Source organism: Vibrio sp. Y10_XG_PY6, from assembly GCF_024181795.1.
GTDB classification, from domain to species: domain Bacteria; phylum Pseudomonadota; class Gammaproteobacteria; order Enterobacterales; family Vibrionaceae; genus Vibrio; species Vibrio diabolicus.
The window spans coordinates 1,321,414-1,336,190 of the sequence record NZ_JAMZAQ010000002.1; the positions used below are offsets into that span (position 1 = coordinate 1,321,414).

13 protein-coding genes are annotated in these 14,777 nt (G+C 44.4%); 7 read left to right on the forward strand and 6 right to left on the reverse strand.

Annotated elements, in window-relative coordinates; all coding sequences use genetic code 11:
- Positions 1–145 precede the first annotated feature (145 nt).
- The 5 genes from sbcB (at position 146) to purT (ending at position 5,329) form a co-directional block, all read left to right on the forward strand.
- The gene (gene sbcB, locus NL644_RS14470; protein WP_253658563.1) at positions 146–1,567 is read left to right on the forward strand and encodes an exodeoxyribonuclease I; all 1,422 of its coding nucleotides are present in this window, start codon (positions 146–148) and stop codon (positions 1,565–1,567) included.
- 55 nt (positions 1,568–1,622) lie between these two features.
- Complete coding sequence (locus tag NL644_RS14475) at positions 1,623–1,997, forward strand: CidA/LrgA family protein (protein ID WP_005397786.1); 375 nt, start codon at positions 1,623–1,625, stop codon at positions 1,995–1,997.
- Between the two features lies 1 nt (position 1,998).
- The gene (locus tag NL644_RS14480) at positions 1,999–2,676 is read left to right on the forward strand and encodes an LrgB family protein (RefSeq protein WP_005377888.1); all 678 of its coding nucleotides are present in this window, start codon (positions 1,999–2,001) and stop codon (positions 2,674–2,676) included.
- Between the two features lie 443 nt (positions 2,677–3,119).
- Positions 3,120–4,007: a cytidine deaminase gene (gene cdd / locus NL644_RS14485; protein WP_005397788.1), complete on the forward strand. Its 888-nt coding sequence runs from the start codon at positions 3,120–3,122 to the stop codon at positions 4,005–4,007.
- 146 nt (positions 4,008–4,153) lie between these two features.
- Positions 4,154–5,329, forward strand: coding sequence for a formate-dependent phosphoribosylglycinamide formyltransferase (gene purT, locus NL644_RS14490; RefSeq protein ID WP_006741653.1), 1,176 nt, complete (start codon positions 4,154–4,156; stop codon positions 5,327–5,329).
- A 71-nt stretch (positions 5,330–5,400) separates the two neighbouring features.
- Here purT and NL644_RS14495 read toward each other — a convergent pair whose 3' ends face one another.
- Positions 5,401–6,051, reverse strand: a complete 651-nt coding sequence (locus tag NL644_RS14495) for a thiopurine S-methyltransferase (RefSeq protein ID WP_046874957.1) — start codon at positions 6,049–6,051, stop codon at positions 5,401–5,403.
- Positions 6,052–6,367: 316 nt separating this feature from the next.
- Between NL644_RS14495 and NL644_RS14500 the strand changes: the two genes are divergently transcribed.
- Complete coding sequence (locus NL644_RS14500) at positions 6,368–7,147, forward strand: RelA/SpoT domain-containing protein (protein WP_253658564.1); 780 nt, start codon at positions 6,368–6,370, stop codon at positions 7,145–7,147.
- Between the two features lie 123 nt (positions 7,148–7,270).
- Here NL644_RS14500 and ihfA read toward each other — a convergent pair whose 3' ends face one another.
- Positions 7,271–7,567, reverse strand: a complete 297-nt coding sequence (gene ihfA / locus NL644_RS14505) for an integration host factor subunit alpha (RefSeq protein ID WP_005377899.1) — start codon at positions 7,565–7,567, stop codon at positions 7,271–7,273.
- 533 nt (positions 7,568–8,100) lie between these two features.
- Here ihfA and NL644_RS14510 point away from each other — a divergent pair.
- Entirely contained in the window at positions 8,101–8,982 is an 882-nt protein-coding gene (locus tag NL644_RS14510; protein ID WP_074191174.1) for an AEC family transporter, read from the forward strand.
- 217 nt (positions 8,983–9,199) lie between these two features.
- Here the strand turns inward: NL644_RS14510 and pheT are convergent, their stop codons facing one another.
- The 4 genes from pheT to NL644_RS14530 form a co-directional block, all read right to left on the reverse strand.
- Complete coding sequence (pheT, locus tag NL644_RS14515) at positions 9,200–11,605, reverse strand: phenylalanine--tRNA ligase subunit beta (RefSeq protein ID WP_253658565.1); 2,406 nt, start codon at positions 11,603–11,605, stop codon at positions 9,200–9,202.
- Between the two features lie 18 nt (positions 11,606–11,623).
- Entirely contained in the window at positions 11,624–12,607 is a 984-nt protein-coding gene (pheS, locus tag NL644_RS14520; protein WP_005385470.1) for a phenylalanine--tRNA ligase subunit alpha, read from the reverse strand.
- A 191-nt stretch (positions 12,608–12,798) separates the two neighbouring features.
- Positions 12,799–13,974, reverse strand: a complete 1,176-nt coding sequence (locus tag NL644_RS14525; RefSeq protein ID WP_253658566.1) for a hypothetical protein — start codon at positions 13,972–13,974, stop codon at positions 12,799–12,801.
- Between the two features lie 10 nt (positions 13,975–13,984).
- Positions 13,985–14,776, reverse strand: a complete 792-nt coding sequence (locus tag NL644_RS14530) for an outer membrane lipoprotein-sorting protein (protein WP_005395903.1) — start codon at positions 14,774–14,776, stop codon at positions 13,985–13,987.
- Position 14,777 lies beyond the last annotated feature (1 nt).

Consider the following 14,777-nt stretch of genomic DNA (forward strand, 5'->3'; position numbering starts at 1 on the left):
CTTCCCAAGCTATAAAACGTAAAATATCAAGCCGATGGTTCGCCATCGGCTTTTTCATTTTCAAAAATTCAACTTGCATCTTTCGTTGCTAGTCAAGGCGTTGAATGGTCTAATACTGTCATCGGTTTTGTAAACGGTAAGCAGAATGCACCAAGATAATCAGCCCACTTTTTTCTTCTTTGATTATGAGACATGGGGAACCAACCCCGCGAAAGATCGCCCAAGCCAGTTTGCTGGTGTTCGTACAGATGAAAACTTCAATATCATCGGCGAGCCTTTAGTCATGTACTGCCAGCCACCTGCTGATTATCTTCCGTCTCCTGAAGCTGCGCTTATTACTGGTATTACTCCGCAAAAAACGGTTCAAGAAGGCCTTTCTGAGCCTGAGTTTATCGCTAAGATTCACGCTGAACTCGCGAAACCAAATACCACCAGTTTAGGCTACAACAGCATTCGCTTTGATGACGAAGTGACACGTTATACTTGTTATCGCAACTTTATCGATCCATACGCATGGAGTTGGCAAAACGGTAACTCGCGTTGGGATTTACTCGATGTATTACGCGCGTGCCACGCCCTTCGCCCAGAAGGCGTAGAATGGCCAGAAAACGAAGATGGCTTCACTAGTTTTAAATTAGAGCACTTGTCTGTTGCTAACGGCATAGAACATAGTAACGCGCACGATGCGATGGCAGACGTGATTGCGACTATCGAAATGGCGAAGAAAGTCAAAGCAGCGCAACCAAAATTGTTTGACTACTTCTTTTCTATGCGCCAAAAGCGTAAGCTCAATGAATTAGTCGACATCGTCAACATGACGCCGTTGATGCACGTTTCAGGCATGCTAGGGCGCGAATGCCAGTACACTAGCTGGATTGTGCCTGTTGCTTGGCATCCAACCAATAATAACGCCGTTATCACTATCGATTTAGCGAAAGACCCTCAACCTATTCTTGAGCTATCCGCAGAAGAGCTACACGAAAGACTCTACACTAAGCGAGAAGATCTTGGTGACTTGCTACCAGTACCAGTTAAGTTGGTTCATTTAAACAAATGCCCTATTCTCGCCCCTGCAAAAACGTTAACGGCTGAAAATGCGGAGTCTATTGGCATTGATCGCCAGCAATGTCTCGCTAATCTCGCTTTGTTGCGCCAACATCCTGAAATTAGAGAAAAGTTGATTGGCCTATTTTCTGTGGAGCGTAAGTTCGATAAGAGTGATGACGTCGATACGCAACTTTACGACGGATTCTTCTCTCCGGCCGATCGCGCAGCCATGGATATCATTCGAGAAACCGACCCGAATAATCTTGCCGCATTGGACATTGAATTTGATGACAAGCGCATTAAACCTCTATTGTTCCGCTATCGTGCGCGTAACTTCCCAGGCACATTAGACGAGCAAGAACAGAGACGCTGGGCATTACACTGTCGAGAAGTGTTTGAAAGCCAAATTGAAGAGTACATGCTGAATTTAGAAAACTTAGTTCACGAACATGAAAGTGACGAAAAGAAGATTGCGATATTAAAATCCGTGTACCGTTATGTAGAGAGCTTAGCTTCTTAACTCCTCCTAATACAAGCGCACCTTATGGTGTGCTTGTTGTTTATATACTGTCAAAATGATTAAAGAACGATTCTTACAACTGATCCAACTGCTCATTTCAATCTTCCTCATCATGGGGGCGCTTGGCATCGGAATTACCATTCAAAAGTTCACTGGCGTTTCCGTCCCAGGAAGTGTCATCGGTATGCTCGTACTGTTTTTCTCCATGACTCTTGGGCTTGTAAAGGTCGATTGGGTCAAACCGGGCGCCACGCTATTTATCCGCTACATGATTTTGTTGTTCGTTCCTATTAGCGTGGGATTAATGCAACATTTCGATATGCTACTCGCTAATGCCCTCCCTATCATTGCTAGCGCAGTTGGAGGCTCACTCATTGTACTGGTCAGCCTCGCTTGGCTGCTGGACTACTTGCTAAAGGAGAAGCACTGATATGTGGTTAGTTGTTACCATTGCGGTTTTTCTTGTCGCGCGCCAAATCGCAATCAAAGTGAATAATCCTCTCGCAAATCCTTTGCTGATCAGTATTGCAGTGCTCATTCCTTTGCTTACTTACTTAAATGTACCGTTTGAAACGTATTATGCGGATAACGAAGGGATCAGTTTTTTACTTCAACCAGCCGTAGTTGCTCTGGCTTACCCGTTATATGAACAACTACCACAAATTAAAGCAAACTGGCGAATCATCACTTTTGCTTGCACAGTAGGCAGTGTGATGTCGATGATGACAACCACCTTGATCGCAGTCGCTTTCAAAGCGGATATCAGTTTAATCGCAAGTCTAGTGGGTAAATCCGTCACTACGCCAATAGCAATGGAAATTTCGAGTCACCTCGGTGGTGAAGCTGCCGTTGCGGCGATCTTGGTTCTGATTGTTGGTTTATTGGGCGCGATTTTGGCATACCCAATTTACAACTTAATTGGAATTAAACACCCGATTGCACGTGGCCTAACAATGGGTACCGTGTCTCATGCCTTAGGCACCGCGACATGTGCAGAGAAACAGCCCATTGATGCCGCGTTCTCATCACTCGCATTGGTTTTATGCGGCATCATCACTTCTATTTTGGCTCCAAGCTTTTTTGCTTTGGCTGTCTGGCTATATCAATAGTTAAGCGCTCTCGGTCTGCCCTCCTTCCGGCAGGCCGTGGCCTTCCCGTTTCTTCCTTATCCCTTCCAAAACTCTGTATTACCTCATCTAACAACCCGTTCTAGTAATATCGTTAAGGCACTCTGACGAGATACACACTAATAACTCCAACATTCAGTGCAATATTACTGACTCAACGTTGCTTAGATATCTAGGAATAACGTTGTGTGGACATGTAGGCATCGTAATTAACATATCCCAGCGTCTTGGTTATATGAATATATACTGATATGGTTAATTGTGAGACGGAGATAACGCTTCACGTCAGTGCAATCGAATACATGTGTGAGCTCACTCTAATTATGTAACAGAATTATCAATTGCATTATTTATCGTGATCTAACGCACGGAACATTTCTATCCTTCACATAGAATAACTGTCCATGCAATAACAAGGATTCAACATGAAAAGTCGCATTGAACAGGCGCTAGCAGGCGCTCCAGAAGCACTTTCCAAACAACTTGCTCCTATCATCCAAGCTGATGATTTTGATGCTACGCTTTCAGTTCAACAGTTTGAGCAGTTGCTTTCAGCTACCGGTCTATCAGATAAAGAGCTTCGTGTTGCTCTACTTCCTTTTGCCGCAGCATATTCCTATGCTCCTCTTTCTGAATTTTATGTCGGTGCTATCGTTCGTGGTCTCTCAGGTCGCCTTTACTTCGGAGCCAACATGGAATTCTTTGGTGTTCAGTTAGGTCAAACAGTTCACGCTGAGCAGTCTGCAATTAGCCATGCTTGGATGAAAGGTGAACGTGGTATTAAAGATATCACTATTAACTTCAGCCCATGTGGTCACTGCCGTCAGTTCATGAACGAGTTATCTACCGCAAACGAGCTTAAAATCCAGCTCCCAGAACGCGAAGAAAAATCGCTGCATGAATACCTACCTGAAGCCTTTGGACCAAACGATCTCGGTATCGAATCCGGCTTAATGGCAGAAGTAAAGCATCAGTTCTCATGCGATGATGAAGACACTCTAATTCAAAGCGCTGTTGAAGCGATGAACATGAGCCACTCACCATATACCAACAACTTGAGTGGCTTAGCATTAGAAATGGCTAGCGGCCGTGTATTCCAAGGTGCTTATGCGGAAAATGCGGCGTTTAACCCTAGCTTGCCGCCATTACAAGTTGCGCTGATCCAAGTACTACTTGCGGGCGAAACTTTTGACAATATCAAAGCCGCTGCTCTGGTAGAAAACTCAGAAGGCAAGATCAGTCATTTGGCTGATACGCAATCAACGTTAGAAGCGTTGAATCCAGATATTCCACTTAGTTTTGTCAACGTATAAGCGACAATTTCAGTATAAAAAGCTCTACGGCATGTAGAGCTTTTTTATTGCCTAAAAACCAAAAGCAAACGTTTGCTTTGTCATGAAACTTCAGTATGATCTCCTGTAATTTCTGTCTCACCACTCTATTTTTGTAAGGGAACACTATGTTTGGCACTGCAACCAGCGCAAATGCTACCCGTGTATTACTTTTAGGCTCTGGCGAACTCGGTAAAGAAGTCGCAATTGAATGTCAGAGACTTGGTTTAGAAGTGATTGCTTGTGATCGCTATGCTAATGCTCCAGCGATGCAAGTTGCTCACCGTAGTTACGTCATCGATATGTTAGATGGAAGCGCCTTAGAAGAAGTTATAACGAAGGAACAACCTACTTACGTCGTACCTGAAATCGAAGCTATCGCAACCGACAAACTGGTAGAGCTTGAAGAAAAAGGGCTGAATGTTGTTCCAACCGCTAAGGCAACCAAGCTAACAATGAATCGTGAAGGTATCCGACGTTTGGCTGCAGAAGAACTAGAACTGACGACATCACCTTATCGTTTTGCAGATACTTTTGAAGACTTCAAAGCCGCGGTTGAGCATGTAGGCATCCCGTGCGTAGTAAAGCCAGTTATGAGCTCTTCAGGTAAAGGGCAAAGTGTCATCAAGACCGAAGACGACGTTGCAAAGGCATGGGATTACGCACAGGAAGGCGGACGTACGGGGGCAGGTCGCGTGATCGTGGAGGGTTTTATCGACTTCGATTACGAAATCACTTTATTGACTGTAAGAGCCGTTGACGGTGTGCATTTCTGTGCTCCAATTGGCCATCGTCAGGAAGATGGCGACTACCGCGAATCATGGCAACCGCAAGCTATGTCAGAAAACGCAGTAAAAGCAGCTGAATACACGGCTGAGAAAGTAGTCAACGCACTCGGTGGCTACGGCATCTTTGGTGTAGAGTTATTTGTTAAAGGCGATAAGGTCATTTTCAATGAGGTCTCTCCTCGCCCACACGATACAGGCATGGTCACTATGATTTCTCAGGAAATGTCAGAGTTTGCTCTCCACGTACGTGCATTTACCGGAATGCCGATTAATAATATCGTACAATATGGTCCATCTGCGTCGGCCGTTATTCTTGGTCAAGGGACTTCCACAAACATTCGCTTTGACAACCTAACCAAAGCCTTAGCTCAACCTCAAACGCAAGTTCGTCTATTCGGCAAGCCAGAAATCGATGGTCGCCGTCGTTTAGGTGTTGTCCTTACGCGACGAAAAACCACCGAAGAAGCCGTTCAAGATGCTGTTGAAAGTGCTTCAAAAGTTAATATAACTTATTAAATACGAACCACTTATACAAAAATAGCGCAGCTCAAATTGCTGCGCTATTTCGTTTTACAAACCAAAAAAACCTATTCACTCTCGATTAGGTACACTTCTTCAGAGAAGCGACTTAAGCCTTTTTTCGCAATTTTAGGATGGTTTTCATCAGCTTCATCTACGTTCAAACAGGTAACTTTGTAACCTGAAAATAACTGCTCAATCTCTTCGACTGGCACACTAAATGGAGGCCCTGCCATCTCTTCTTGAGGATAGTTGAGTGTAACAAGCAAAATACGACCGCCTGGATTCAAAAGTTGCTTGAGACGCTCTACATACTCCTCTCGCATATCTTGCGGTAAAGCAACCAACGCGGCGCGATCATAAATGATATCGGCTTGAGATACTGGTGCAGTGAAAAAGTCCCCAGTATAAATAGAGAGCTCATCAAATTGATAAAGCTCGTGCATACCATTAACAGGCGTCACGGTTGGCGTATAAAAATGTTCAGCAAAAAAGGCACGAACAGCGATATGGCTCAGCTCAACACCTTCAACTGAATCATGCTTCATCGCCAACCAAATCAAGTCTTCTGACTTTCCACACAAAGGCACTAACACTTTGTCTTCACGCTTTGGGTTTGTGTGTTGCCAATATGCAGGTAATAGCGGGTTTACATCTTCCAAGTGAAATCCGATTTGATTACTGGCCCATTTATTATGCCAAAACTCTTGGTCTCTCATTTTACTTTCTACTTGTCGGCTGATTTTCATTTTGAGAAGTAAGACTAACGATTTTTTTCAATTTGTCTATGCCGTTCATCTTTGGTTAATACAGCGGTGATAGGATGTAAACGTTCTTATAGGAACCACGCCTTTATCTGATAAACAGAATAAAGAAAAGAGAAATGGTGATCTAACGCACGATTCCACTTCAAGACAAAACTGAAACCTTGGAATCTTTCGTAATGACCCCATTAATAAGTTAGTACCTGATTTGCCGAACTTAGCGACCTTTATGTTCCCTATTTTCTAAGTACAAGCAAGTTAAGGAGAGTGAATGAGCTTATTTCTTCGTACTACAGCATTGATGCTTTTGGTACTTAGCCGTGCACCGGCATTTGCCGCACTTCCAATTACCCCAGCGCCGAGTGGCGATCAAAATCGTTCAACAAGTCAAAACGAAGTTTGTTCGAAACTCTTTAAACATAGCCTTAGCGGCTTGTATGGTATTCAGTCAATCGACGCAACTCCAACTCAGCCATACACTGACTTCGACATTCTTTACAGCAAAGCTCACCAAGCACAATTTGAGCTTGAAACTATCTGTAAAAGTACCGCACTTTTTAATGATGCTCAGCCATACTTCGCAGGCGTAAAGTCCAAACAACGAGCAGAAGAAAAAATAGCTTTGGAGTTAGATGGAAAAGTCGAACGCATTACTGACCTAGCCCGTGCCACGATTGTTGCTGAAGACGTCGCGAGCTTAGTCTCCATTTATGAAACCTTAGAGCGTGAAACAACAATTGTTAAAGTAAAAAATCGCTTCAAAAAACCTGGTCCTTCAGGCTATAGAGACTTGAACTTACTCGTTCGTTTACCAAAGACAAATCTAGTTGCCGAAGTTCAACTGCACTTAAAAGCCATCGCAGATGTGAAAAGCGGTCCTGAACACGACCTATACGAAAAAATCCAGAAACTAGAACGCCAAGCGATGATGGAGAAACGCGAACTAAGCGAACTAGAACTCGCTTCTATTCGCAACATGCGTGCACAGTCTAAAAACTTGTACCAACAAGCATGGCAACCATACTTAACAACGCACCTAGAAGCAGCGTAATCCATATCATTAAGATATACTCAAAAACAGAAAAACCACCGCATTGCGGTGGTTTTCGTTTATATGCGACACAAGTTTTACGCAAAAAAAAGACCACGCCTTAGCGTGATCCATTTATTCGGCTTACTGTACTTTCTTCAGGTTTTCTACACGAGCTTTTAACTTCTGACCCGGGCGAAAAGTCACAACACGTCGAGCAGTAATTGGAATATCTTCACCGGTTTTCGGGTTACGACCAGGTCGTTCATTCTTGTCACGAAGATCAAAGTTACCAAAACCTGACAGTTTTACCTGTTCGCCACTTTCCAGTGCCTTACGAATCTCTTCAAAGAACACTTCCACCGTTTCCTTGGCGTCCCGCTTACTAAATCCTAATTTATCAAACAGGTTTTCTGCCAGTTCGGCTTTTGTGAGCGCCATAAAACTTTCCTCAAAGCTATGTTAAACAATGCTACGTTAGTGTAGCGCCAGAGCAGTTTTACCCTACCAATTCAACAACATATCGGGGTTACATCAGGAAGTGTATGACAAGCTTATGATTTTCGCCAACTTTTTTCTTGGCGAACAAAAGGAATAGCACTATGTAAATTATTGTTAAACGCCAACATTTTGATATTTTTGTTTTTGTTTTCTCTTTAATAGGAAAAACATCCAGCTGATAAAACTAAAAGTAGTTTAAATATCAACATTAATCACTATTTAATAAAAATATCAGAGATTGGTTATTTAACAGACACTTGACATAGAACTTGTCGTAAATTCAGTGATTTGTATGTAACTCGATACGTAACAATTGAACTAAATGGTATGACCACCTGGCTTTGCAACTGTGCTTAGAAAGCTTGATTAAACCCACGCTTCTCACTGTTCAGCGATGACGCAATATATAAAGGTTGATAATGTGGTTCTTCGTGTATCTCCACATTAGCTCCTTACACTTCATCTAGGCGACCATGATTAATCAAATCATAAATATTCTTTTCCCTGTTTTTGCTCTTGTCGGCGTCGGCTATTTGGTAGGTCGTTACATCAAGCCTGACTTTCGTCCAATCAACCGCATTAACATTGAGGTTTTCACACCTGCGCTGGTGTTTTCTTCGCTCGTTAACATGCCGTTAGACTCGAATCAGGGACCACTCCTTTTTGCAGCAATTGTCGCGGTTTTGGTTCCCGCACTACTCATGATCCCAGTATGTCGATTGACGTCACTGTCGTTTAAAACCTGGGCACCACCACATATGTTTCGCAATAGCGGAAACCTTGCTATTCCTTTGTTTACCTATACGTTTGGAGAAATTGCGCTATCCTCAGCAGTACTGCTATTTGTCGTGTCAGCATGCTTGCACATTAGTTTAGGTGTAATGCTACTTAGTAATGGCAACCCTTTTAAGCAAATAGTCAAGATGCCAATCTTTTTAGCTGCGTCGTTGGCTCTGTTTCTCAACGTGTCAAATGTGGGTGTATGGGCACCTTTATACGAAGCGACTGCTCTACTTGGCCAAGCGGCAGTACCCGTGATGCTTTTATCCCTGGGGGCGCAAATGTGTCATTTAAGAGTGGACGGTTTAAAGGTTGGTGTATTGTGTACCGTGCAGTCGCTTGCAACTGGGGCGGTTGCATTTGCACTTATTTATTGGTTAATTCCCCTTCCAACGATGCAATTGCAAATGATGGTACTCTTCACAATGCTGCCACCAGCCGTCATGAATTACCTATTTGCGGAAAGGCTGAATATAGAGCCCATGAAAGTGGCGTCAATGGTACTATTTGGCAACTTTTTCAGTATTCTTACGCTCCCACTTCTGCTTAGCTATACCCTCTCACTCGCCGCCTAGCTGCCAATAAACTTGCGTTAGCGTCTGTTGGCGGAAAAACGATATATGCCAAATCTCGATTAAGCGTTACCTCAAGTTTGGTCCAGATTTTTGAGGTTGTGGGAGGTGACGTAAACGGCCTAGTACGTGAATCACAATAAGATGATGCTCAACATAAAAAAACCCTGCCGATTTGACAGGGTTTTTAGTTTCTTAAGAGAGATAGTTCGTCTAACGCTTAGTCACGTAGAGCAGCACCAAACTTCTCAGAAACGTGAGCCACGATAGCGTCTACCGCACCTGCGATGTCTGCATCTTCAAGCGTACGCTCAACTGATTGTAGAGTCAGAGCGATTGCTAAGCTCTTCTTACCGTCTTCAACGCCTTTACCTACGTACACGTCGAACAGTTTCGCATCTTTAAGGAACTCGCCACCTTGCTCTAAACAAGCATTAACGATGTCACCAGATGCTACCGCTTCGTCCACAACTACTGCGATGTCACGACGGTTTGATGGGAATTTAGAAAGCTGAACCGCTTCTGGAATCACTTTACTGTTGATTGCAGACCATTCGATTTCGAATACGATAGTACGACCGTTTAGACCGAACTTACGCTCAAGCTCAGGGTGAACGGTACCGATCACCCCCACTTCTTTACCATCTACGATGATTGCCGCAGATTGACCTGGGTGAAGTGCTGGGTTAGCTTTTTTGCTTTCAGGTGACAGTGCAGCGAAAGAGTACGCTTTTTCGTTAGCTGACAGTTCTAGAACTGCTTCTAGGTCGCCTTTAAGGTCGAAGAAATCAACGGTGTTAGTTTCGATATCCCAGTGCTCTTCACCACGAGTACCAGCAATAACACCTGCAAGCATAGGCTCTTGGCGCATGCCGTTTTCTGCAGATTCACATGGGATGAAACGTAGGCCGTATTCGAATAGACGAACGCGTGGCTGTTGACGTTTCTGGTTGTGAACAACCGTATTCAGCAGACCTTGGATAAGACCAAGACGCATTGCTGACATATCTGCAGAAATTGGGTTTGGAAGCACTAGAGGCTCAACACCAGGTACCACTAGCTTTTGTTGTTCAGGCTCAACGAAGCTGTATGTAATTGCTTCGTGGTAACCACGGTCAACAAGAAGATCACGAACGCGTTTCAGTGGAAGATCCGCTTCAACGTGGTTGTGCATCTTAAGTGCTGCGGCTGGGTGTTGGTTAGGAATGTTGTCGTAACCGTAAATACGGCCAACTTCTTCAATCAGATCTTGCTCTATAGCGATATCGAAACGCCATGTTGGCGCTACTGCCAACCAACCTTCTTCAGAAGCTTCAACAGTCAAACCTAGACGCTCTAGGATTTCTACTACGTCAGCATCAGCGATGTGGTGACCTAGTAGGTTGTCTAGTTTAGTGCGACGTAGAGCAACTTTGTTTGGCTTAGGTAGGTCTGCTTCAGACTCTACTGCAACAACAGGTGCTACTTCACCGCCACAGATTTCAACAAGAAGCTGAGTTGCACGCTCCATTGCGCTCACTTGTAGCGCGTAATCCACACCACGCTCGAAACGCATTGAAGAATCAGTGTGAAGACCATAGCTACGAGCGCGACCACGGATGTGGTCAGGTGCAAAGAATGCACACTCTAGTAGAACGTCTTTAGTCTCAGTTGTTACACCAGACTCTTCACCACCAAAGATACCTGCGATTGCAAGTGCTTTGTTGTGGTCAGCAACTACTAGTGTATCTGCGTTTAGTTCTGCTTCGCTGCCATCAAGAAGTGTTAGCTTCTCACCTTGCTCAGCCATACGAACTACGATGCCACCTTCGATCTTCGATAGATCGAATGCGTGCATTGGTTGACCTTGCTCTAGAAGAACATAGTTAGTGATGTCTACAACAGGGTCGATAGAGCGAATACCACAACGACGCAGTTTCTCTTGCATCCATAGTGGCGTTTCAGCTTGAACGTTTACGTTCTTAACAACACGACCTAGGTAACGAGGACACGCAGCAGGAGCTTTCACTTCAATAGACACTTTATCGTCGATTGAAGGGGCAACTGCTTCTACTGATGGCTCAGTCACGTCAGCACGGTTTAGTACGCCAACTTCACGAGCTAGACCACGAATGCTGAAACAGTCAGCGCGGTTTGCTGTTAGATCTACGTCTACCGTTACGTCATCTAGACCTAGGAATTCACGGAAATCAGTACCGATTACTGCGTCTTCTGCTAGTTCCATGATGCCGTCTGACTCAACATCAATGCCTAGTTCAGTGAACGAACAAAGCATGCCGTGAGATGGCTGGCCACGTAGTTTCGCTTTTTTGATTTTGAAATCGCCTGGAAGAACAGCACCAACTGTTGCTACCGCTACTTTCAGACCTTGGCGACAGTTAGGTGCGCCACAAACGATGTCTAGAAGCTCTTCTTCGCCTACATCTACTTTAGTAACGCGAAGTTTGTCTGCGTCTGGGTGTTGACCACATTCAACAACGTGACCCACTTTAACGCCAGTGAAAGAACCCGCTACAGGAAGAACGTCGTCTACCTCTAGGCCGGCCATTGTAATTTGATGAGTGAGTTCGTCAGTAGTAACCGCTGGGTTTACCCACTCACGAAGCCATGATTCGCTGAATTTCATGTTGATGAACCCTCTGGATTACTTGAACTGTTTTAGGAAACGAAGATCGTTTTCGAAGAACGCACGTAGATCGTTCACGCCGTAACGAAGCATCGTTAGACGCTCAACACCCATACCGAATGCGAAACCAGAGTATTTTTCAGGATCGATGCCTACACTACGTAGTACGTTCGGGTGAACCATACCGCAGCCTAGTACCTCTAACCATTTACCGTTTTTGCCTTTCACGTCTACTTCAGCTGAAGGTTCAGTGAATGGGAAGTAAGATGGACGGAAACGTACTTCTACTTCTTCTTCGAAGAAGTTACATAGGAAATCGTGCAGGATGCCTTTCAACTGTGCAAAGTTTACGTTCTCATCAACCAGCATACCTTCCACTTGGTGGAACATTGGGGTATGAGTTTGGTCGTAGTCGTTACGGTATACACGGCCCGGTGCGATGAAACGGAATGGTGGTTTACCATTTTCCATCGTACGGATCTGTACGCCTGACGTATGAGTACGAAGCATCAAATCTGGATTGAAGAAGAAAGTATCGTGGTCAGTACGCGCTGGGTGATCAGCGGCAATATTTAGCGCATCAAAGTTGTGGAATGCATCTTCGATCTCTGGGCCAGCTTCGGTGTTAAAACCAAGTTCGCCAAAGAACTTCTCAATACGCTCTACAGTACGAGTTACTGGGTGTAAACCACCGTTCTCAATACGACGACCTGGTAATGTCACGTCAATTGTTTCAGCGGCTAGTTTCGCTTCAAGCTCTGCACGTTGTAGTGCGTCTTTACGAGCTGCGATAGCTTGCTGAACGACGCCTTTCGCTTTGTTGATTTCTTGACCAGCTTCACGGCGTTCTTCTGGTGGTAGTTTACCTAGGCTTTGAAGTTGAGCAGTTAGCTCACCTTTTTTACCCAGATACTGAACACGCACTTCATCAAGTGCGACTAGCGATTCGGCAGCTTCAATTGCAGTGCTCGCGCTAGCAATGATCTCTTCTAGATGTTGCATCGTTTCCTCATCTACCTGTTGGTAGTGTCCATAAGGGAGTGATTGGTTTTTTGATAGCTGTACATAGTAGCCAAACCGGGCACCAATGCCAAATTGAATTACGAAAAGAAGAGGTTATTGAATAAAAAGAGCACAAAAACGTCAAAAATGTCATCTTTCATTAATCTGACGTTAAGTTGTGCCCTTTTGTTTTAGAAATAGTATTGAATAGATAGCTCGATAAAATCGTCATCTCGGGCGAAATAGAGCAAATCGTTTGGTGTTTCATTTTTGAACAACCAAGCATCAATTTGCCACTTAAAGTTATTCGATATTCGGCTCGAGGCTTCTAACTTGGCATTGTAAACATCGGCGTTATCTAAATCCTTAGTGATTCCAGTCAACACTTCCGTTCCGTCCTCGTCGTTGAGCGCCCAACGAATGCCTGCAAACACATCATTTTGACCGATAGTTTGTGCGTTATTCCCACGACTGTCGTAGAGGTACTCACCAATCACACCCACATCCCAAACCGTGTCAAATGCGCCAACGAAGGTGTACTCAAATCCCGTCACAAGACCGACATGATTATCTGCACTATCTCGATAAACACTTTCCAGTTTCCATAACCAATCGCCAACGATTCCTTGTACATCGAGACCGACATGACTCATCAGAGCGTAGTAAGGCTTTAATTCCCCGTACTCAAAACGAAAGTAAGGATCCCGATTTGTTCCATATAAATAGCTCAGGCCTACGTCCCAATCGCCAAGCATTTTCGAATATCGAAAAGCCACATCCACCTGCTTTTCTTCTCTGCTTGATTCATAGATAGCATCATCTGAGACAACAGGTTCGGTTCGCAAGCGCCCGTCAGTACCCGCAAACGTTCGTTCCCTAAAGTAAGGTAATAACATTGCATGGACGGTGCCCCAGTCTTTGAATGAGGTGAAATGCAACATTGGCTGACCGAGTTTATCTTCACCATCGACGGCTTCAATGGCGTCTGTCTGGTTTACTACATCAACCAAATGGGCGGATTCCGTCACTCCCCAAAAAACCTTACTAATCCCAACTCGAAGCTCATAATCATCCCAGTACGTCAGATAAAGCGCCTCTCTTATGTCTCCATGACTTCGCTCATCGTCTAGGCTATCCAAGCGATAGAAAGGTGTGAGGGTAAAGCTCGCATCACCATTTTGCATCTCCCAGTAAAATTCTGGCTGCAAAACCAATGACGTTTGCGCTTTGCTCTGACCCTGAGAGCCAGTTTCAAAAAACTGACGATGCTCAATATTGACTTGTCCTGCAAGCTCAATGGCGGCAAGAGGCATCGAGTAAAGAGAGGTTGCTGCGCTAAGCAACAACCCAACGTTTGATCGCTTCATTTCTCCTCCACTACCTCACTCGCTTTAACACATTCTTATGAAAATCATTGTCTTCGAGCCCAGTGTTAAAGCGCATTTCACTTGTTGTTAGCTCAGTGCTTTTTCCTGTTTGATGATTTGTCATCGCCATGGTGTGCGCTCGCCAATATTGGTTGAGGTACTGCTTGTAATCTGAGAAAGAAAGCGTTTTTAACAACGACCCTTTGCGATCGTAAAACTCAACTTTCAGGGGGCGATAATGCGCTTTATCTAACCACACCGTTTGCTTGGTATAACCTGAATTTTTGTCGGTCGGGATTTGCTCTATGACGAAAACATCTTGCCCATTTATGGTGTCATCTTTTAAGTAATTGAAACGATATTTTTCGATCTCAAAAGAACTGAGATCCTCATACGCAAATTCACTGCCCATAAAAGGGCCTGATTTGTTACGCGAGGAAATACGTTTCACACGCTTCAGTGCTGGAAGGTAAAGCCACTGGTCATCGGCACCCACTGTATGAGAGTGGTTGAGAAACGCGGTGCCTTTCACATCTCTTGGTTCATCAAATATTGTGAGTCCTTTGTCACCATCGTCCTCAACTTCGAGTGATTGGAGGCGCATTAAACGTGTGCTACTTTCTCCTTGTGCGTTCCGCAGAATCATTTTCATGGTAGCAACAGAATCCCCCCACCCTTCATCACGGGCTTTGCGCTCTTGAGCAATTTCTAATCCTTTCGCTTCATCCGCTAACACCGCATGACTCATAAAAAGCGAGACAGAAAGTGCAGATACTTTTAAGGCATTTTTTAGTAAATTCATG

Coding starts and splice junctions, on each gene's coding strand:
- NL644_RS14525 (WP_253658566.1), bottom strand. CDS start 13,974: ATGAAGCGATCAAACGTTGGGTTGTTGCTTAGCGCAGCAACCTCTCTT.
- purT (WP_006741653.1), top strand. CDS start 4,154: ATGTTTGGCACTGCAACCAGCGCAAATGCTACCCGTGTATTACTTTTA.
- NL644_RS14510 (WP_074191174.1), top strand. CDS start 8,101: ATGATTAATCAAATCATAAATATTCTTTTCCCTGTTTTTGCTCTTGTC.
- NL644_RS14475 (WP_005397786.1), top strand. CDS start 1,623: ATGATTAAAGAACGATTCTTACAACTGATCCAACTGCTCATTTCAATC.
- NL644_RS14500 (WP_253658564.1), top strand. CDS start 6,368: ATGAGCTTATTTCTTCGTACTACAGCATTGATGCTTTTGGTACTTAGC.
- NL644_RS14495 (WP_046874957.1), bottom strand. CDS start 6,051: ATGAGAGACCAAGAGTTTTGGCATAATAAATGGGCCAGTAATCAAATC.
- ihfA (WP_005377899.1), bottom strand. CDS start 7,567: ATGGCGCTCACAAAAGCCGAACTGGCAGAAAACCTGTTTGATAAATTA.
- cdd (WP_005397788.1), top strand. CDS start 3,120: ATGAAAAGTCGCATTGAACAGGCGCTAGCAGGCGCTCCAGAAGCACTT.
- pheT (WP_253658565.1), bottom strand. CDS start 11,605: ATGAAATTCAGCGAATCATGGCTTCGTGAGTGGGTAAACCCAGCGGTT.
- pheS (WP_005385470.1), bottom strand. CDS start 12,607: ATGCAACATCTAGAAGAGATCATTGCTAGCGCGAGCACTGCAATTGAA.
- NL644_RS14480 (WP_005377888.1), top strand. CDS start 1,999: ATGTGGTTAGTTGTTACCATTGCGGTTTTTCTTGTCGCGCGCCAAATC.
- sbcB (WP_253658563.1), top strand. CDS start 146: ATGCACCAAGATAATCAGCCCACTTTTTTCTTCTTTGATTATGAGACA.
- NL644_RS14530 (WP_005395903.1), bottom strand. CDS start 14,776: ATGAATTTACTAAAAAATGCCTTAAAAGTATCTGCACTTTCTGTCTCG.